Annotated in this window: 16 protein-coding genes; 5 read left to right on the top strand and 11 right to left on the bottom strand. The window is 63.9% G+C overall.

The features are described from left to right. Positions 1–3: 3 nt before the first annotated feature. Positions 4–765 carry a hypothetical protein gene (locus tag AvAM_RS21470; protein WP_249368282.1) on the top strand — a complete coding sequence of 254 codons (762 nt, stop codon included), beginning with the start codon at positions 4–6 and terminating at the stop codon, positions 763–765. Here AvAM_RS21470 and AvAM_RS21465 read toward each other — a convergent pair. Both AvAM_RS21465 and AvAM_RS21460 read right to left on the bottom strand, forming a co-directional pair. Then, positions 758–1177, bottom strand: a complete 420-nt coding sequence (locus AvAM_RS21465; RefSeq protein ID WP_137748979.1) for a thioesterase family protein — start codon at positions 1175–1177, stop codon at positions 758–760. The genes AvAM_RS21470 and AvAM_RS21465 overlap by 8 nt on opposite strands. Positions 1178–1197: 20 nt before the next feature. Further along, positions 1198–1980 (bottom strand): SDR family oxidoreductase, encoded by a 783-nt coding sequence (locus tag AvAM_RS21460; RefSeq protein ID WP_094290647.1) that lies wholly within the window; start codon positions 1978–1980, stop codon positions 1198–1200. 139 nt (positions 1981–2119) lie between these two features. Between AvAM_RS21460 and AvAM_RS21455 the strand changes: the two genes are divergently transcribed. Then, complete coding sequence (locus tag AvAM_RS21455; protein ID WP_137748978.1) at positions 2120–3820, top strand: electron transfer flavoprotein-ubiquinone oxidoreductase; 1701 nt, start codon at positions 2120–2122, stop codon at positions 3818–3820. A gap of 60 nt (positions 3821–3880) precedes the next feature. Here AvAM_RS21455 and AvAM_RS21450 read toward each other — a convergent pair whose 3' ends face one another. From AvAM_RS21450 to AvAM_RS21410, 9 genes are all read right to left on the bottom strand, one after another. Beyond that, a complete protein-coding gene (locus AvAM_RS21450; protein ID WP_137748977.1) occupies positions 3881–5551 on the bottom strand; it encodes a methyl-accepting chemotaxis protein in 1671 nt (556 codons plus the stop codon). A 106-nt stretch (positions 5552–5657) separates the two neighbouring features. Beyond that, on the bottom strand, positions 5658–9320 hold the full coding sequence (locus tag AvAM_RS21445; protein ID WP_171012358.1) for a hydantoinase B/oxoprolinase family protein: 3663 nt from the start codon (positions 9318–9320) through the stop codon (positions 5658–5660). Positions 9321–9346: 26 nt separating this feature from the next. Beyond that, positions 9347–10312, bottom strand: a complete 966-nt coding sequence (locus AvAM_RS21440) for a TRAP transporter substrate-binding protein (protein WP_137748976.1) — start codon at positions 10310–10312, stop codon at positions 9347–9349. Positions 10313–10350: 38 nt separating this feature from the next. Then, complete coding sequence (locus AvAM_RS21435; protein ID WP_137748975.1) at positions 10351–11649, bottom strand: TRAP transporter large permease; 1299 nt, start codon at positions 11647–11649, stop codon at positions 10351–10353. Positions 11650–11670: 21 nt separating this feature from the next. Further along, positions 11671–12180 carry a TRAP transporter small permease gene (locus AvAM_RS21430; protein ID WP_137748974.1) on the bottom strand — a complete coding sequence of 170 codons (510 nt, stop codon included), beginning with the start codon at positions 12178–12180 and terminating at the stop codon, positions 11671–11673. A gap of 105 nt (positions 12181–12285) precedes the next feature. Continuing rightward, entirely contained in the window at positions 12286–13251 is a 966-nt protein-coding gene (locus tag AvAM_RS21425; protein ID WP_137748973.1) for a TRAP transporter substrate-binding protein, read from the bottom strand. Positions 13252–13276: 25 nt separating this feature from the next. Next, positions 13277–14071: a putative hydro-lyase gene (locus AvAM_RS21420; protein ID WP_375708165.1), complete on the bottom strand. Its 795-nt coding sequence runs from the start codon at positions 14069–14071 to the stop codon at positions 13277–13279. Positions 14072–14444: 373 nt separating this feature from the next. Continuing rightward, positions 14445–15356, bottom strand: a complete 912-nt coding sequence (locus AvAM_RS21415; protein WP_137748971.1) for a LysR family transcriptional regulator — start codon at positions 15354–15356, stop codon at positions 14445–14447. Positions 15357–15451: 95 nt separating this feature from the next. After that, complete coding sequence (locus tag AvAM_RS21410) at positions 15452–15916, bottom strand: Lrp/AsnC family transcriptional regulator (RefSeq protein ID WP_137748970.1); 465 nt, start codon at positions 15914–15916, stop codon at positions 15452–15454. A 429-nt stretch (positions 15917–16345) separates the two neighbouring features. Between AvAM_RS21410 and AvAM_RS21405 the strand changes: the two genes are divergently transcribed. The 3 genes from AvAM_RS21405 to AvAM_RS21395 all read left to right on the top strand — a co-directional run bounded on the left by AvAM_RS21405 (position 16346) and on the right by AvAM_RS21395 (position 19236). Then, positions 16346–17317, top strand: a complete 972-nt coding sequence (locus AvAM_RS21405) for a TRAP transporter substrate-binding protein (RefSeq protein ID WP_137748969.1) — start codon at positions 16346–16348, stop codon at positions 17315–17317. A 150-nt stretch (positions 17318–17467) separates the two neighbouring features. Then, positions 17468–17962 carry a TRAP transporter small permease gene (locus AvAM_RS21400; protein WP_137748968.1) on the top strand — a complete coding sequence of 165 codons (495 nt, stop codon included), beginning with the start codon at positions 17468–17470 and terminating at the stop codon, positions 17960–17962. Next, complete coding sequence (locus AvAM_RS21395; protein ID WP_137748967.1) at positions 17959–19236, top strand: TRAP transporter large permease; 1278 nt, start codon at positions 17959–17961, stop codon at positions 19234–19236. The genes AvAM_RS21400 and AvAM_RS21395 overlap by 4 nt, the downstream gene beginning before the upstream one ends. Position 19237: the final 1 nt, after the last annotated feature.

Raw genomic sequence — 19237 nt, 5'->3', positions numbered from 1 at the left:
ACCATGCCTCGCCTTCGCCTGCATTCCAATGGCACCGCAGCCATGCTGCTGGCACTGGGCCAGGCCATGGCGTGCAGCCTGGCGCAGGCTGCTGGATTTGGCGCGCCATCGGGCTCCTGGCCAGTGCACCCCCTGCCACTGCAAGTGCCCCAGGGTGCCCTGTCGCCACTGATGTCGTCATCGCTGTACCGAGCCGATGGCGAACCGCCCGCCTACTACCTGAGCGCAGGCGCGGGCGTGCCACGGCTGCAGATTCCCGACCTGCCGGGCGCCACGGCCTGGGCGGTAATGCCCGACGGGGTGTGTGCACACCTGGCGCAGGTGCCCATGGATGTACTCAAGACAGGTGCGATGGAACCCGTTGTGGTGCAGCGCAATCCGTTGCCGATGGACTGCGCTGCAGCCTTCGAAGGTGCCTGCACAAGCCGCGATGGGCAGTTGCGCATCAGCACTTCATTTGATGGGCAGCGGCGAAAGGCCCAGGTACGTGGTGGCTTCTATGGTTCGGAAGGCCTGATAGACACCACCTTCTACACCGGCACCCGCACGCTACAGATCGAACACCTGCCCAGCGGGCAAGCGGTGCGCATGCGCGAACCCCTGGTCAATGACCGTGGTTACAGCGCTCCACAGACCGCCATCCGCTACCTGCCAGAGCTGCGCCTTGTGCTTCTGCTGGGCGTGACGCAAAACAGGGGCATGCCCGTGGCCCATTGCATGGCTTTGCCACCGCAGCCCCCCAGCCCGCCTTCGTCCATCAGGTGACCAGCGCACGCATCCAGTCCGGCAGCGGCGCGGCCTTCTGCAGCGGGAAGTCCACCCAGATGGTGGTGGCCCCACCTGCAGCGCAGATCACGCCGGGCTGGTCCACGCGTTCCATCGTGCCCCAGGTCTCGAACGTAGTGCGGCCGGGGTCGCTCACGTAGAGCTTGAGCAACACGTCGGCCGGGTATTCGAGCTGCTTGTAGAAATTGCAGAACGCGTTGACGATGACCGGCCCCTGGCCGCGTGGGTCGGGGTTGCAGCCCACCGACACCATCCAGTCGATGCGCGCTGTTTCCAGGTACCTGAAGTACACCGTGTTGTTGACATGGCCCATCGCGTCCATGTCGCCCCATCGCACAGGGAAGCGTGTCTCAAAAACCAGCTTTTTGACCTCAGGGATTTCGATCTTCATGCCCGCATGTTCCCTGGGGATCAGACCGCAAAACCATCATCGGCAGCAATCACCGCGCCGTTGATGAAATGGCTCTGGTCACTGGCCAGCATGACCAGCAGCGCATCCAGGTCCTGCGGGCTGCCCACGCGCTTGCGTGGCAGCATGGCGATGAGTTTCTGGCCCTGCTCGGTGTCCCAGTGGTGGTGGTTGATCTCGGTGTCGATGTAGCCGGGGCAGATGGCATTGGTGTTGATGCCGAACTTGCCCCACTCCATCGCCATCGCGCGGGTCATCTGAACCACGGCGGCCTTGCTCATGCAGTAGGCGCCGATCTGCGGCAGCACCTTGAGGCCCGCCATCGACGCGATGTTGATGATGCGCCCACCCGTGAAGCTGCCCGGCGCCGCGCCGCGCGAACGGGCCAGCATGCGCTTGCCCACCTCTTGCGCCACAAAGAAGGCGCCCTTCACATTGGTGTCGAAGATGAAGTCGTAGTCCTCGGGCGTCACGTCCTGCAGGCGCTGGGTGGTGCTCACGCCCGAGTTGTTGATCAGGATGTCGATGGAACCCATCTCGGTCTCGGCGTGTGCCACGGCGGACTTGATCGAAGCGTGGTCGGTCACGTCGAGTTCGATCACATGGGCGTCACCGCCCTCGCCTTCGATGCGCGCGCGCAGTTCCTTGAGTTTTTCCACCCGGCGGCTGGCCAGCACCACCCCGGCACCGGCACGCGCCAGCGTGCGCGCAAACTGCGCGCCCAGGCCACTGGATGCGCCGGTGATGAAGGCCACGCGGCCCGACAAGTCGATGCTGTACGCCATTTAGAGTCTCCCCACTGATCAAAAAAGAACGGTCGTTCGATTGTCCATATTCCGTGAATACAATCAGTCGCCAGACAGACAGGGTCTGGCCCATGCTCTGCCGACAATAGTCCATTATCAAACGCCCGACGAGAAGCCCATGACAAACGAAGAAATCCTCGCCCAATATGGCCCCCGCGAATCCATGGAATACGACGTGGTGGTCGTTGGCGGTGGCCCTGGCGGTTTGGCCACAGCCATCCGCCTGAAGCAATTGGCGGCAGAAAAAGGCCAGGATGTCTCAGTCGTGGTGCTCGAAAAAGGCTCCGAGCCTGGCGCACACATCCTCTCGGGCGCCATCATGGACCCCAAGGCACTGACCGAGCTGATCCCCGACTGGAAAAAGCGCGGCGCGCCGCTGAACCAGCCCGTCACCGACGACGCCTACATCTTCCTTGGTGAAAAATCGGGCTTTCGCGTGCCCAACATGTTCCTGCCGCCGTTTGCACACAACCACGGCAACTACATCATCAGCCTGGGTGCACTCACCAAGTGGCTGGGCGAGCAGGCCGAAGCCCTGGGCGTGGAAATCTTCCCCGGCTTCACGGCTGCCGAGGTGCTCTACAACGACAATGGCTCCGTCAAAGGCGTGGCCACCGGCAACATGGGCATCGGCAAGGACGGCGAGCCCACCGAGAACTTCCAGCTCGGCATGGAGCTGCTGGGCAAGTACACCGTGTTTGCCGAAGGCGCACGCGGCCACCTGGGTAAGCAGCTGATCGCCAAGTTCCACCTCGACAAGGACCGCGACCCGCAAAGCTTCGGCATTGGCGTGAAGGAGCTGTGGGAGATCGACCCCAAGAAGCACCAGCCCGGCTTTGTAATGCACACCGCTGGCTGGCCCATGGAGAACGACACCTACGGCGGCGCCTTCCTGTACCACCTGGAGGGCAACAAGGTGGCGCTGGGCTTCGTCACCGGCCTGGGTTATGCCAACCCTTACCTGAGCCCGTTCGAGGAATTCCAGCGCTGGAAGACGCACCCCAACGTCCGCTACTACTTCGAGAACGAAAAGGGCGAGATCACGGCCAAGCGCCTGTCGTATGGCGCGCGCGCCATCAACGCTAGCGGCATCAATGCCCTGCCCAAGACGGTGTTCCCGGGTGGCGCACTGGTGGGCTGCAACGCGGGCTACCTGAACGTGGGCCGCATCAAGGGCAGCCACGCCGCCATCAAGACCGGCATGCTGGCGGCCGAAGCCGCCTACGACGCCGTGGTGGCGGGCCGCCAGCACGACGAGCTGACCGCCTACCCCGAAGCCTTCGAGGCAAGCTGGCTCTACACCGAGCTGAACAAGGACCGCAACTTCAAGAACTGGTTCAAGTACGGCCTGACCACGGCCACGCTGATGAACGGTTTCGAGCAGTTTGTGCTGCGCGGCCACATCCCCTGGACGCTGCACCGCGACAAGCCCGACCACGCGTACCTGAAGCCCGCTGCAGAGTGCAAGCCCATCGTCTACCCCAAGCCCGATGGCAAGCTCACGTTTGACCGCCTCTCCAGCGTGTTCATCAGCAACACCAACCACGAAGAGAACCAGCCCGCCCACCTCACGCTCAAGGACGCGAGCGTGCCGGTCAACATCAACCTGACCAAGTACGCAGGCCCCGAGGCCCGTTACTGCCCTGCCGGTGTGTACGAGTTCGTGGCCGATGAAGCCAAGGGCGGCAACGCCCAGCGCCTGCAGATCAACGCGCAGAACTGCGTGCACTGCAAGACCTGCGACATCAAGGACCCCACGCAGAACATCGTGTGGGTGACACCCGAAGGCGGCGGCGGCCCGAACTACTCGGGCATGTAATCAAAATTGATAGCGAACAATGCTTAAGGGGCTCGCGCAGGGCCCCTTTTTTATTGATTTTTACGCCACCCGCGCCAGCTGAAACTGGCCCATGGCACCGGCCAGCCGGTTGGCCTGGTCCTTGAGGCTCTGGGCGGCGGCAGCGCCCTCTTCCACCAGCGCGGCGTTCTGCTGCGTCATGTGGTCGAGCTGGTCCACCGCCTGGCTCACCTGGCCGATCTGTGTGCTCTGTTCGCTGCTGGCTTCGTTGATCTCGGACATCAGCGTGGTCACGCGCTCCACGCTGTGCACGATGTCGCCCATGGTGGAGCCTGCGGTCACCACCAGTCTGGCGCCATCGCTCACTTTGGCCACGCTGTCGGAAATCAGTGCCTTGATCTCGCGCGCCGCGTTGGCGCTGCGCCCGGCCAGGCCGCGCACCTCGCTGGCCACCACGGCAAAGCCACGCCCCTGCTCGCCCGCGCGGGCGGCCTCCACGGCAGCGTTGAGCGCGAGGATGTTCGTCTGGAACGCAATGCCGTCGATGATGCCCACGATGTCGGCAATCTTCTTGCTGCTGGCGTTGATCTCTTCCATGGTCTTGACCACCTGGTGGACCACCTCGCCGCCCTTGCTGGCCACCTGCGTGGCGCTGTGGGCCAGTGCGTTGGCCTGGCGTGTGCTGTCGGCATTGGCCGCCACCATCTGCGCCAGCTGGGCGATGCTGGCCGCCGTCTGCTGCAGGTTGCTGGCCGCGTGCTCGGTGCGGGCGCTCAGGTCGGTGTTGCCCGCCGCCACCTCGGAGCTGGCCACATGGATAGACTCGCCCGAATCGCGCACCTCGGTCACCACGTAGTGCAGGGATTCGACCATGCGATTGAGCGCCATGAGCAGCTGGCCGATCTCGTCGGTGCGCTGCGTGTCCATGCGCACCGTGAGATCGCCGCGCGCCACCACCGCAGCGGCTTCTGAGGCCTGGCGCAGCGGCAACACGATGGAGCGCCGCAGCAGCCAGCCAAACAGCGCAGACAGGCCCACCACCACCAGCACCGCAATGGCGCTGATCCACTGCGCGCGCGAGGCATCGCTGATCATGCTGTCGCCCGCTTTTAGCGATGCCTGCTCCGACGCTGCCAGCAACTGGTCGATGGCCTTAAGGTACTGGGCCAGGGCGGCGGCATGCTCCTGCAGCTCCTTCTGGCTAATGATCTTGGCCTCGAGAGCGTTCTGCACCAGCGCATCGCGCAGCACCGCATAGCGCTGCCGCTGCGCCTGGGCCTCGGCCCACAGGGGCTTGGTGCTTTCGGCGGTCGAGGCCTGGGCCAGGGCTGCCTCGATGCGCTTGCGCAGGGCGTCTTCGGCGGCCAGCTGGGTGCGCATCTCAGCCACCAGCGGGAACACGTCCGACGACAGCGTGGCGCGCAGCGCAATCTGGCCGATGGCCACCGACTGCGTTTTCCAGTCGCGCACCGAGCGTTCGATGGGCAGTTGCTCCGCCGTCAGCAGCGCGGCCTGGCGGCCCGTGCCCTCCCCCGTCATCCAGGTGGTGGCCCCCAGCAGCGCCACAGCCAGGCCCAGGATGCCAAAGCTGGCTGCGAGCTTCTGACCCACGCTCAGGCTGCGGCGCCCCCGCCGGGCCACAACTGGCGCCTGGGCCTCGTCGGCCCGTGGCCCCTGAGCGGTTGCATCAAGAGGCGCTCCAGGCAAGGAGGTGGCGTGAGAGACACCAGATGTAGCGGGCAAGTAGTTCATGAGCGTTCTCCTGGTTCATCCATGCCCCGCACCCGGCGGGGCCGAATGCAGGACCGAGGGCGGCGCTGGCGGCAACTGCAGCCAGCGCCTACTCCTATCGCAGCAGTCAGTGCGCGACACACTCTCCAAACCCGCCACCGCCGGGTGTAGATATCTCGAACACGTCACCCGGCTCCATGAGCGCGGCGCCGATGTGGCCCAGCTCTTCGACCTGGCCGTTGGCGCGCAGCACCCGGTTGGCGCCCGCGCGGCCTGGCTTTCCACCCGCCATGCCGAAGGCGGGATTCAGGCGCCCGTTCGAAAGGATGCTGGCCGTCATCGCCTCCAGGAAGCGCACACGCCGCACGCCACCGTCGCCCCCCGCCCAGCGGCCTGCACCGCCCGAGCCGCGCTGGATCTCGTAGCTGTCGAGCACCACCGGGAAGCGGAACTCCAGCACCTCGGGGTCGGTCAGGCGCGAGTTGGTCATATGCGTCTGAACCACGCTGGTGCCATCAAAGCCACGCACGGCCTGGCCCGAGGCATCCAGCACTGCGCCCGCGCCGCTGCCACCGGCGATGGTTTCGTAGTACTGGTACTGCGCATTGCCAAAGGTGAAGTTGTTCATGGTGGGCTGGCTGCCCGCCATCACCCCCAGGGCGCCGAACAGCGCGTTGGTGATGCAGGTGGAGGTCTCCACATTGCCCGCCACCACCGAGGCCGGCGGGTTGGGATTGAGCATGGAGCCCTGCGGAATGATGACCTGCAGCGGCTTGAGGCACCCGGCATTGAGCGGGATGTCGTCGTCCACCAGCGTGCGGAACACATACAGCACGGCCGCCATGCACACGGCACGCGGGGCGTTGAAGTTGTTCATCTGCTGCGCGCTGGTACCCGCAAAGTCGATCACTGCACTGCGCTCGGCCACATTGACCTTGACCGCCACGCTGATCTGCGCGCCGTTGTCCAGCGGCAGCGTGAACTGGCCGTCCTTGAGGTGGGTGATCACACGGCGCACGGACTCTTCGGCGTTGTCCTGCACATGGCGCATGTAGGCCTGCACGACATCCAGGCCAAACTGGTCCACCATCTTCGACAGCTCTTGCACGCCCTTTTCGTTGGCGGCGATCTGCGCACGCAGGTCGGCCAGGTTCTGCTGCGGGTTGCGGCTGGGGTATGGCGTGGTGCCACCGCCCGTGGCCAGCAGGGTGCGCACTTCTTCCTCCAGGAAGATGCCCCGGTCCACCAGCTTCACGTTGTTGATCTGCACGCCCTCTTCATCGATGCGTGTGGAGAACGGCGGCATGGAGCCCGGCGTGGTGCCGCCAATGTCGGCATGGTGGCCCCGGCTGCCCACATAAAACGTGGGCTCGGCACCTTCGGACACATAGACCGGCGTGATAACCGTCACATCGGGCAGGTGGGTGCCACCGTGGTACGGGTCGTTGAGCATGTACACATCGCCCGGGTGCATCTTGCCCGCGTTCTCGCGGATCACGGTCTTGATGCTCTCACCCATGCTGCCCAGGTGCACGGGCATGTGGGGCGCATTGGCGATCAGGTTACCTGCAGCATCGAACAACGCGCAGCTGAAGTCCAGGCGCTCCTTGATGTTGACCGAGTACGCCGTGTTCTGCAGTTGCAGCCCCATCTGCTCGGCGATGTTCATGAACAGGTTGTTGAACACCTCCAGCAGCACCGGGTCCACCGTGGTGCCGGCGGCGTACTGCACCTTGCGGGCGGTGACGCGGTCCAGCACCAGGTGGTCCAGATCGGTCAGACGCGCAGACCAGCCGGGCTCCACCACGGTGGTGGTGTTCTTCTCGGCAATGATGGCCGGACCGGGGATCACGTCGCCGGGGCGCAGGTCTTCACGCACCACCAGGGCGGCGTCGTGCCACTGGCTTCCCGAATACATGCGCACGGTTTCGCGCTGCGGGTGCTTGCGGTGCGGGTGCACTGCCAGGTGCGGCTCGGCGGGGGCATCGCCTGCAATCACGGCCTCGACCGAGACAGCCTCCACCACCAGGCCCTTGCCCGCCATGAGGAAGGCAAAACGCTGGCGGTAGGCCGTTTCAAACGCAGCCTGGATGCTGGCCATGTCGCCAAACGGCACGACCAGGGCCGAATCGGTGCCCTCGTAGCGCACATGCACGTTGTGGCGCACCTGCACGGGGTTGGTGCTGACCTGCTGGCGCTCCAGCTCGGCCTGCGCGGCAGTGCCCAGCGTGTCCAGGCGCTCGGCGATCAGCGGCAAGGATGCTGCAGCCAGCGGCATTTCCACTGCCTGCTCGCGGATCACGGTCTGGTCGGCCAGGCCCATGCCGTAGGCGCTGAGCACACCGGCAAGCGGGTGCACGAATACGCGCGACATGCCCAACGCATCGGCCACCAGGCAGGCATGCTGGCCGCCTGCGCCACCAAAGCACTGCAGGGTGTAGCGGGTCACGTCATAGCCGCGCGCCACGCTGATCTTCTTGATCGCGTTGGCCATCTGCTGCACGGCGATCTGGATGAAGCCCTCGGCCACTTCCTCGGGTTGGCGCTGGGTCTGGGTGGCGATCTCCTGAAAACGGGCGCGCACCGCATCGGCGTCCAGCGTTTCATTGGCCGCCGGGCCGAACACGCTGGGGAAGTAGCGGGGCTGCACCTTGCCCACCATCACGTTCGCATCGGTCACGGCCAGCGGGCCGCCACGGCGGTAGCTCACGGGGCCGGGGTTGGCGCCTGCGCTCTCGGGGCCGACGCGAAAACGGGAACCGTCGTACGCCAGCACCGAGCCACCGCCCGCCGCCACCGTGTGGATGCTCATCATGGGCGCGCGCATGCGCACACCCGCCACGTGGGTCTCGAACTCACGCTCGAACGCACCGGCGTAGTGGCTTACATCGGTGGACGTGCCGCCCATGTCAAAACCGATGACTTTTTCGTGCCCGGCCAGGCCTGCCGTGCGTGCCATGCCGACGATGCCGCCCGCAGGGCCAGACAAGATCGCGTCCTTGCCCTGAAACGTGCCTGCATCGGTGAGGCCACCAGACGACTGCATGAAGAACAGCTTGACGCCCGGCATCTCGCAGGCCACCTGCTCCACATAGCGGCGCAGGATGGGCGAGAGGTAGGCATCCACCACTGTGGTGTCGCCCCGGCTCACGAACTTCATCATGGGGCTGGTTTCGTGCGAGGTGCTGATCTGCGTGAAGCCGATCTCGCGTGCAATGCGCTGCGCCGCCTTTTCGTGCTGGGCATAGCGGTAGCCGTGCATGAACACAATGGCCACGCTGCGCAGGCCGCGCCCGTAGGCCGCCAGCAGGTCACCGCGCAAGGTGGCTTCGTCCAGGTTCTGCAGCACGTCGCCATGGGCGCCCATGCGCTCACGGGCTTCGATGACTTCGGTGTAGAGCAGCTCAGGCAGCTGGATGTGGCGGTCAAACAGGCGCGGGCGATTCTGGTAGGCGATGCGCAGCGCATCGCGAAAACCGCGTGTAGTGACCAGCAGCGTGGGCTCGCCCTTGCGTTCCAGCAATGCGTTGGTGGCCACGGTGGTACCCATCTTCACGCATTCGACCAGCGCGGGTGTCACCGGCTCGCCAGGCGCAAGGCCCAGCAGGTGGCGGATGCCTGCCACGGCCGCATCCTTGTACTGCTCGGGGTTCTCGGACAGCAGCTTGTGGGTGGTGAGCGAGCCATCGGGCCGCTTGGCCACGATGTCGGTGAAGGTGCCGCCCCGGTCGATCCAGAACTGCCAGCGGTTGCCAGCCGGTGCGGTGGTCATGGTGGAGGATGCTTGCATGGTGATGAGACTCACTGGTTAACGGACTAACGTTGAAAGTAGTAGGGAATGAAAATCTTGTTGGCCTCGTTGCCAACCGACTGCACCCATTCCCGGGAAAAGCGTTCGCCCAGGCGCTTGAGTTCGGTGTCCAGCTCGGCGGATGCGCGTTCGACCTTGATGCCCTTGCGTTGCAGCTCGCCCACCGACTCTTCGGCCACGGCCGCGCTCAGGGCCCAGCCGCGCGTTTCGGCCTCGGCGGCTGCCTGGGTCACGGCCTGGCGCGCCGGGGGCGGCAGTGCATCAAAGGCCTGCTGGTTCACAAAAACGATGTTCTTGGGGAACCAGGCATTGATGCCGTAGTACTGCTTGATCTGGCCCCAGACCTGGTTCTCCACCCCGGTCAGGGCGGAGGTGATCATGGAATCGAGCTTGCCCGCCGACAGCGCCTTGTTGACCTCGACCATGGGCACATCCACCGGGGCGGCGCCCAGCAGCTCGGCAATGCGCACCGTGGCTGGGTTGTAGGTGCGCATGCGTGTGCCCTTGAAATCGGCCGAGGAGCGCACGGGCGCGATGGAGAACAGTCCCTGCGGCGGCCAGGGCACGGCATACAAGGCCTTGAGGCCCTTGGCCGCAAAGTGCGCATCGATCAGCGGGCGCTGCAAATCCCACAGGCGGCGCGCATCGGCGTAGCTGCGCACCACAAAGGGCACCGCATCGGCTCCGGCAATGGGCATGGCCTGCACCAGGCTGGTCATGATGGTCTCGCCTGCCTGGACCTTGCCGTCCTGCACGGCCTGGGGAATCTCGCCCAGCTTGAACAGCGTGTTGTTGGCATGGACCTCGATGCGCAACGCCCCGCCCGAGGCGCGCTCCACGTCCTGCGCAAACTGCACCACATTGCGGGTGTGGAAAGACTCTGTGCGGTAGCCCGTGGCCAGTTTCCACTGGGTTTGGGCGTGTAGCACCGGGGCCACGGCGAGCGCGGCCAGAAACGCAACGGTTTTCATGGGGGACTCCTGTGCAGGCTGGGTCGCAGTGCGGTGGATCAGCCTTGCATCTGGCGCGGCAGCCAGAGCACCACGTCGGGCACGAAGTAGGTCGTGACGACGGCAACAATCATCAGCGCGAATAAAGGCAGCGCGGTGCGGGCGATCCATGTGACTTCGCGGCGCGTCATGCCCTGCAGCACGAACAGGTTGAAGCCCACGGGCGGCGTGATCTGCGCCATCTCGACCACCAGCACGATGAAAATGCCGAACCACACCAGGTCAAAGCCCGCAGCCTCCACCGTGGGCAGCAGCACGGCAATGGTCAGCACCACCATGGAGATGCCATCCAGAAAGCAGCCCAGGATGATGAAGAACACGATGAGCAGCAGCATCAGCGCAAACGGCGACAGGTGCAGCGCGCCGATGAACTCGGCCAGGTGCCGTGGCAGGCCGATGAAACCCATGGCCAGCGTGAGGAAGGCTGCGCCAGCCAGGATGAGGCCGATCATGCAGTACACGCGGCAGGCCGCCACCAGGCCTTCCTTAAAGCGGGCCCAGTTGAGCGAGCCCTCGATCTTGGCCAGGATCAGCGACCCGGCCACGCCCAGCGCGGCGGCCTCGGTGGCCGTGGCGATGCCGCTGTAGATGGCGCCCAGCACCACCACGATGAGCGACACCACGGGAATCAGGTGGCGCGAGGCGTAGAGCTTCTGTGCAAAGCTCAGCCGGGCATCAGGCGCTGGCACCTTGTCCTTGTTGAACAGTGCCCACACGATGATGTAGCCCATGAACAGTGCTGCCAGCAGCAGGCCTGGAATCACGCCCGCCAGGAAGAGCTTGGAGATCGACACATTGGCCGCCACACCATAGACGATCATGATGATCGACGGCGGAATGAGCAGGCCCAGCGTGCCCGCCCCAGCCAGGGTGCCCACCGAAATGTCTTCGGGGTAGCCGCGCTGCTTGAGTTCAGGCAGCGTGATCTTGCCAATGGTGGCGCAGGTGGCGGCCGACGAGCCCGAAATGGCGGCAAAGATGGTGCAACCCACCACGTTCACATGCAGCAGGCGGCCCGGCAGGCGCTCCAGCCACGGGGCCAGGCCCTTGAACATGCTGCTCGACAGCTTGCTGCGGAAAAGGATTTCGCCCATCCACAGAAACAGCGGCAAAGCCGTGAGCGTCCAACTGGAGGTAGACCCCCAGATGGTCAGCATCATGCTGTCGCCCACGGGGCGGTTGGTAAAAAATTCCATGCCGACCAAAGCCACTGCCAGCAATGACAGGCCGATCCACAGGCCCGAGCCGAGCACTGCGAACAGCACAATGATCAGGCCCAACGCGATGATGACGTCCATGATGGTGTCTCCGGGTTCGGGTTATTCGGAACGCGCCGACTCGGACACGGCCATGAAGGCCACACCCTGAAAGCGCAGGACAAGGGCATGGGCAAACGACAGCGCAAAGCCGATGCAGCCCATGGCCATGCTGATCTGCGGGATCCATAGCGGCGAGGCGTCGGCTGCGGGCGAGATGTCGTGCGTGATGTAAGAAATCCAGACCGAGCGCACGGCGTACCAGGCGATGTAGAGCGTGAGCACGAGCGCCGCACTCAGGCAGAACCATTCGAAGGCCGAGCGCAGGCGCGTCGGCAGCCGGTCCAGCACCAGCGTCACGCGGATGTGATCGCCGTTTTGCAGCGTGCTGGGCAAGGCAAAGAACAGCGCAGCGGCGATGGCGTAGCCTGCGTACGCATCGAGCCCGTCGATGTTCAGGTGGATGACTTCGCGGGCAAACACGCCCAGCGTGACGGCGGCGAACGCGGCCAGCATGGAGATGCCGGACAGCAGCATCAGCAGCCTGTAGAAATTTCGGACGAGTTTGTCCATGGCGTACTCCGGTAACGCTTGAAAAATGAAAAGGGAGTGGCTGGAAACGGGGCAGCACGCACAGGGGGGCTGCCCGGCCCCGTGGCGGGGCCTAGAACGCTGCGCTTACTTCTTGCGGTAGGCGTCGATGATGGCCTGGCCCTCGGCACCGGCCGACTTCACCCAGTCAGCCGTCATCGATTCACCAATGCTGGCCAGTTCTTTCTTGATGCTGTCGCTGGGCTCGGCCACCGTCATGCCCTTGGCGGTCAGCTCCTTGATGAACTCCTTGTCCACCCGCTCACTGGTGGCCCAGCCCCGCGCTTCTGCATCCGCTGCGGCCTTGAGCACGGCTTCTTGCAAGGGCTTGTCGAGCGCATCAAACGCCTTCTGGTTCACCACCGTGGCGTTGCGCGGCAGCCAGGCGCTGACGGGGTAGAAATACTTCACCTGCTCATACAGCTTGGACTCCACACCGCTGGCGCTCGACGTCAAGAAGTTCTGCACGGTGTTGGTAGCCAGGGCCTGGCCCAGTTCGGACAGCTGGATCGTGACGGGCTGGGCCTTGAGCAGCTGTGCGATGCGTGTGGTGGCCGGGTTATAGGCGCGCATCTTGGTGCCCGCGAAGTCCGCAGGTGTGCTCAGGGGCTTGAGCGAATACAGGGACTGGCCGGGCCATGGCACGGTGAACAGCACCTTCACCCCCTGCGATGCCAGCAGCTTCTCTTGCGCAGGCTTGGCAGCCAGGTACAGGCGCTTGGAGTCCGCGTAGCTCGTGGCCAGGAAGGGGATGGAATCCACACCAAACAGCGGGTTCTCGTTGGAGGCACCCGAAAGAATGAACTCGGCCGACGGCACCTGCCCGGTCTGCACGGCACGCTTGATCTCGTTGGCCTTGTACAGCGAACCACCAGGGTGCAAGGTGATCTTGAGCTTGCCGCCCGTGAGCTTGTCCACATCGGTGGCGAACTGCTGCACGTTTTGCGTCTGGAAGCTGTTGGCACCGTAGCCGGTGGGCAGATCCCACTTGACCTGGGCCTGGGCCGCGCACACGCTGAGAGCGGCCGTCATACACAGTGCAAATTTTTTCATGGTGAGACTCCTGGGGGAAAGCCGCTTAGAAGCTGGCGAGTTGGTGGTTAAGAAGATCAGTGACCAGCATGCAACCCGGGGCGTGGGTGATGCAGAACGCCGGTTGGGCGTTGAGGATGGCGGACTGCGGCGTGACGCCACAGGCCCAGAACACAGGGATCTCGTCGGGCAGCAGCGCCACGGCATCGCCGTAGTCGGGTTGGGCAATGTCGGCAATGCCGATGAGTGCCGGGTCGCCGATGTGCACCGGGGCGCCATGCACGTTGGGGAAACGCGAAGTGACCTGCACGGCGCGGATCACATCGGCAGCAGGCATGGGCCGCATGGACACCACCATGGCGCCGCCAAAGGGCCCTGCGGCTTCGGTCGCAATGTTGGTGCGGTACATGGCCACGTTCTTGCCCTCGTTGATGTGGCGCAGGCTGATGCCGGCTTCTTGCAACGCCGACTCGAACGAGAACGAGCAGCCGAGTACAAAGGTCACGAGGTCGGCGCGCCAGAGGTCGGTGATGTCGGCCACCTCTTGCGCCAGCTCGCCGTGGCGCCAGACGCGGTACTGAGGCACATCGCTGCGGATGTCGATGCCCTGCCCCAGCGAAGGTAGCGTGACCTGGCCGGGCTCACTCACGGCCAACACTGGGCAGGGCTTGGGGTTGCGCTGGCAAAAGCGCAGAAAGTCACCCGCCTGCACCTCGGGCAGGATCACCAGGTTGCCCTGCACCCGCCCGTGTGCCAGACCACTGGTGTGCGACGACCAGGCCCCTTGCCGGATGACGCTGCGCACGTGGCCGGGGTTGTTGATTCCCTCGGCGCCAAACACTGCCAGCGCTTTGTCTTGAACTGAATCCACCGTGTTTCCTTGCATTGAGAAATGTCAATTGCATGACGTTGGGCGGATTGTGTTGGCCTGCACTGCCTGCTGGCAAATTCAAAAATTTTCTCTTAGCTCATCGATTTTTTCGATGCACTTCATTGGGGCAGAGTGAACCAGACTGGTGCTCAAGGGTTAACCCTTGGTGGCAATTTAAGGGTTAACCCGGAAAAAAAAAGAGCCTCTGACGGCCGTGGAGCGCGCGCGTGCTGGCCGACATGCTTTTCAATCGCCCTTTGTTGCTGCAGCGGATGCGCAATGCAGGTGCTGCACCCATGCACTGCGCAGGTGCAGGGGCGCCTACGGGGGCGCGAAAAATTGCTCAGGCGCGGGCTTTGCGTGCCTTGGGCAGTGGCGGCTGCGCGTCGATGAAGCTGAGTGCCGAGCGCACAACAGCTTCCATCGCCGGTGAGGATGGGTCTTCGTGGTAGCTCACGTGGATGGGCAAGGGGCGCAGCGCCGTGTCGCAGGCCAGCGCCCGCAAGTCCGGAAAGGCCAGCAGCCGCTGCACTGCCAGTCGGGGCAGCGTGGCCACGCCAAAACCGCCCTGCACCAGCTGGACCATGGCCGAGATGGACGAGATGGTGTGCACGCAGCGCGGCTCCACCTGGGCCTGGCGCAACGTGTCGAGCAAGGACACATGGGGCTGCGAGCCGCGCTGAAAGGTCAGGATGTCGGCCCCTGCAAAGTCTTCGAGCGCGTAGCGCCGCTTGCGGTGCGTTTTGCTGTTGCCCACAAACACCATCTCCATGGGCGTGACGGCCTGGCTGCGGATGCCGTCGGCCGCTGCGGGCAGCGCGGCAAACACGGCGTCCAGCGTGCCCCGGCGGATCTGGTCGAGCAGCACCGGCGTGGTCTCCACTGTCAGCTCCAGCTCCAGCAAAGGATTGTCTTTGCGCAGCTGCTCCACCCACGGGATGAGCCACGAGTGCAGCACCGATTCGATGGCCCCCAGGCGGATCGACACCTCCAGCGGCCCGCCCGAGCCCATCTCGGCCTTGAGCTGGCGCTGCAGCTCCAGCATGCGTTTGGCATAGACCAGAAAACGGGCCCCTGCCACCGTGAGCTTGAAGTGCTTGTCGCGCCGGTCCAGCAGCAGCACGCCCAGCTCCTCTTCGAGTGCAGCGATGCGGCTGGACATGGCCGATTGCGTGAGGAACAGCTTCTCAGCCGCACGCGTCACGCTTTTGAGGGAGGCCACCCAATAGAAGGCTTCGACAAATCGCAGGTTCATGGTGAGGACCCCCAAGTGCATTCCAGCAAACGCTGAATGCTCTTATTTTGATAGCTTAAAGCGCTTACCCATTGAGCGGAAGCGGCCATTTTTATTCAAACGGATCCGACAAAAAGCGGCAGATCCGCCTTCTTGAGCGTGCGCAGCACAAAGCTGGAGCGGCTGTGGCGTATGCCCTTGATCTTGTAGAGCTTCTCACGCAACAGACGCTCGTAGTCGCGCGTGTCCTTGACGACGATGCGCAGCAGGTAGTCGTAGTCGCCCGACACCAGGTGGGCCTCGATCACTTCGGGGATGCTGGCCAGCGTTTCGCCAAATTTTTCGAGCGTGTTGTCCGAGTGGCTGTCGAGTGTGACCTGCACCAGCACAGTGTCCGCCAGGTCCAGCGACTGCGGGTTGATGCGCACCGTGTAGCCCTGGATCACGCCCGCCTCCTCCATCTTCCTGATGCGGCCCCAGCAGGGCGAGGGGCTCAGACCCACGGCCTGGCCGATCTCTTGCAAGCTGGCGCGCGCGTTGCCCTGCAGCACGGCGAGAATTTTTCTATCGAGGCGATCCATCGGCCGGATTATTCACAAAAAATCTCCAGTACAGAAAATTTTTCTGCGAATGAGATGAAACCAAGCGAATTCAGCAAATTCATCTCTGCCACGCGGCGCATACTTCTTCCATCAAGGCGCTCTTACCGGAGTGCACAAATTGACAAGGCCCCGGCTGGTTACCGCCAGCACGGGGCCCTTGGCATTCCGGCCCCCATTGCTAGCACCCATCGGCCGCCATGCAGACTGCGTGCAAACATCTGCCAGCCCGGCATCAGGGGTGTCGCCAACGCAACTGCAAGCGCCCTGCCGCCCAGTTGATAAGCACGCTTACCAGCACAAACCCGGATGCCTGCGGTCATGCTGCACCGCCATAATTTCAGCGAGGTCGGGGGCAGCTCCGCAAGGGTGCCAAACGCGCCCCCTGACCCACCATCAACAGGAGACACCATGCAATTGACCAAACTCGTCGTTGGACTGAGCCTCGCGCTCGGCTTTATGGCCACCGCTGGCGCGCAAACCACCATGCGCATCAGCATCTCGACGGCCCAGAATTCCCACCAGGGGGTTGCCATCGACACGTTTGCCAAGGAAGTCGAAAAGCGCACCAGCGGCCGCTACAAGGTCCAGACCTTCTACAACGGTGCCCTGGGCGGCGAGCGCGAGTCGATTGAAGCCGTGCAGCTGGGCACGCAAGAGCTGGCTTTCAGCTCCACGGGGCCCATCCCCAACTTTGTGCCTGAAACCAAGATCCTGGACGTGCCCTTCCTGTTCCGCGACAAGGCGCATGCCCGTGCGGTGCTGGACGGCCCCATCGGCCAGGAGATGCTGACCAAGTTCGACAGCAAGGGCTTCAAGGCCCTGGCATGGGCCGAAAACGGCTTTCGCCACATGACCAATAGCAAGCGCTCGGTCAACACGCCCGAAGACCTCAAGGGCCTGAAGATGCGCACGATGGAAAACCCCGTGCACATCGCTGCCTACAAGGGCTTTGGCATCATCACCACGCCCATGGCCTTCCCCGAAGTGTTCACCGCCCTGCAGCAAGGCACGGTGGACGGCCAGGAGAACCCGCTGCCCGTGATCATCTCGGCCAAGTTCGACCAGGTGCAAAAGCACCTGACGCTGACCGGCCACGTGTACTCGCCCGCCATCTTTGTGATGAACAAGGGCTCGTTCGACAAGCTCACGGCCGCCGACAAGCAGGCCTTCATCGAGGCCGCCAAGGAAGGCACCAAGGCCAACCGCGCCCGCGTGGACGAGGACGACGCCAAGGGTGTGGCCGACCTGCGTGCCAAGGGCATGACAGTGGTGGACAACCCCGACAAGTCCAAGTTTGTGGCGGCCCTGGCCCCCGTGAATGCCGAGTTCGAAAAGCAGTTCGGCAAGGCCACGCTCGACAAGATCCGCGACGTCAAGTGATGCACGCGCTACTATCTTTGTAGTAGCAACCAACGCCCGTAGCCATTGCGCTATCGGGCGTTTTTATTCCTGCCCCGGGTTGCCTTCCTGCTCTCCCACCGTGTTGCCCCACCTGTCGATTCAACAACTGCCCATGGTCGGCACAGCCCCATGAAAAATGCTTTTCTCACTTTTGAGCGATGGACCACCTTCATCGCCATGCTAGGGGCCTGCACCATGCTGGCCCTGTCTGCCTCGCTGGGCATGTTCCAGATCCTCATGCGCTTTGTGCTGGAACAGCCCGCCGAATGGACTGAAGTGCTGATCCGTTTCAGCCTGATCTGGATGGTGTTCCTGGCCATCCCCGCTGCCTTCCGCCAGGGGGCGATGGTGAGCGTGGACGTGCTGTACCGCTGGAGCCGCCCTGCCATGCGGCGGGTGCTGGACTGGGTGGTGGCGCTGGCAGCGCTGGCGCTGATCGGGATTGTCATCTGGTACGGCTGGGACTACGCCCAGCGCGGCGGCGTGCAAAGCATGGCCGGGCTGGAGTCGGTCTCGATGTTCTGGGCCTACCTGGCCATGCCCGTGGGCGGCGTCTTTTGCGCCGTGGGCATCATCGGCAACCTGATCGACCCCTTGCGCATGGAACTGGAGACCGCCCAATGAGCGCCGTGATGATTTCCACGATGGTGCTGTGCTTTGCGCTCACCATCTCGGTGGCCGTATCGATTGGTCTTGCATCCATCCTCGGCATCCAGGCGTCCAACGCCAACATGCTGATCTCGGTGAAGGAGATGTTCGCCTCGATCAACAAGTTTCCGCTGGCGGCCATCCCCTTCTTCATCCTCGCGGGCAACCTGATGGAAACCGGCGGCATCTCGCGCCGCCTGGTGGAATTTGCCAAAAGCATTGTGGGCGGCGTGCAGGGTGGCCTGCCCATGACCTGTGTGCTGACCTGCATGATCTTTGCGGCGGTGTCCGGCTCATCGGTGGCCACCACGTTTGCGATTGGCGCCATCCTGATTCCGGCGCTCATCAAGCATGGCTACCCCACCAGCTATGCAGCCGCGCTGCAGGCCACCAGTGCCGAGTTGGGCGTGATCATCCCGCCTTCCATCCCGATGATCCTGTATGGCGTGAGTGCCGAGGTGTCGATTGGCGAGCTGTTCATTGCGGGCTTTGGCCCTGGCCTGCTGATCAGCGGCGCGCTGATGCTGTTTGTCTGGGCGTACTGCAAGTACAAGGGCTGGGGCAAGAACGATGGCGATGGCCGCCTGTCCTTTGGCAAGGCTACGCTGCAGGCAGGCTGGGCGCTGCTCATGCCCGTCATCATCCTGGGGGGCATCTACGGCGGCGTTTTCACACCCACCGAGGCATCGGCCGTGGCCGTGTTCTATGCGCTGATCGTGGGCGTGGTGATCTACCGCGAGATCAAGCTCAAAGACCTGTACGCCATCCTGCGTAAGTCGGCCATCTCGTCGGCGGTGATCATGTTCATCATTGCCAATGCGGGGCTGTTCGCGTTCCTCATCACCCGCGCCGGGGTGCCCGATGCCATCGGCCGCTGGCTCGAAGCGGTTCTGCAGTCGCCTACGCTTTTCCTCCTGGGCGTGAATGCGGCGCTGTTCGTGATCGGCATGTTCATCGAGACCAGCGCCGCCATCATCGTGCTCGCGCCCATCCTGGCGCCCGTGGCCATGCACTTCGGTGTGGATCCCGTTCACTTCGGGCTGATCATGGTGGTGAATCTGGCCTTGGGCATGATCACGCCGCCCTTTGGCGTGAACCTGTTTGCGGCCTGTACCGTGGCCAAGATTTCGCTGGATCGGATCATCAAACACCTGCTGCCCTTTGTGGGGGTGATCCTGGTGTGCCTGCTGGTCATTACCTATGTGCCATCGATTTCTCTGGCATTGCGTGACCTGGTCTATGCCAAGTAGG

It is taken from the genome of Acidovorax sp. NB1, from assembly GCF_005405905.1.
Taxonomy (GTDB): Bacteria; Pseudomonadota; Gammaproteobacteria; order Burkholderiales; family Burkholderiaceae_C; genus Acidovorax.
The sequence above is the reverse complement of the archived record's forward strand: the minus strand, read 5'-3'. Positions and strand labels throughout refer to the sequence as shown.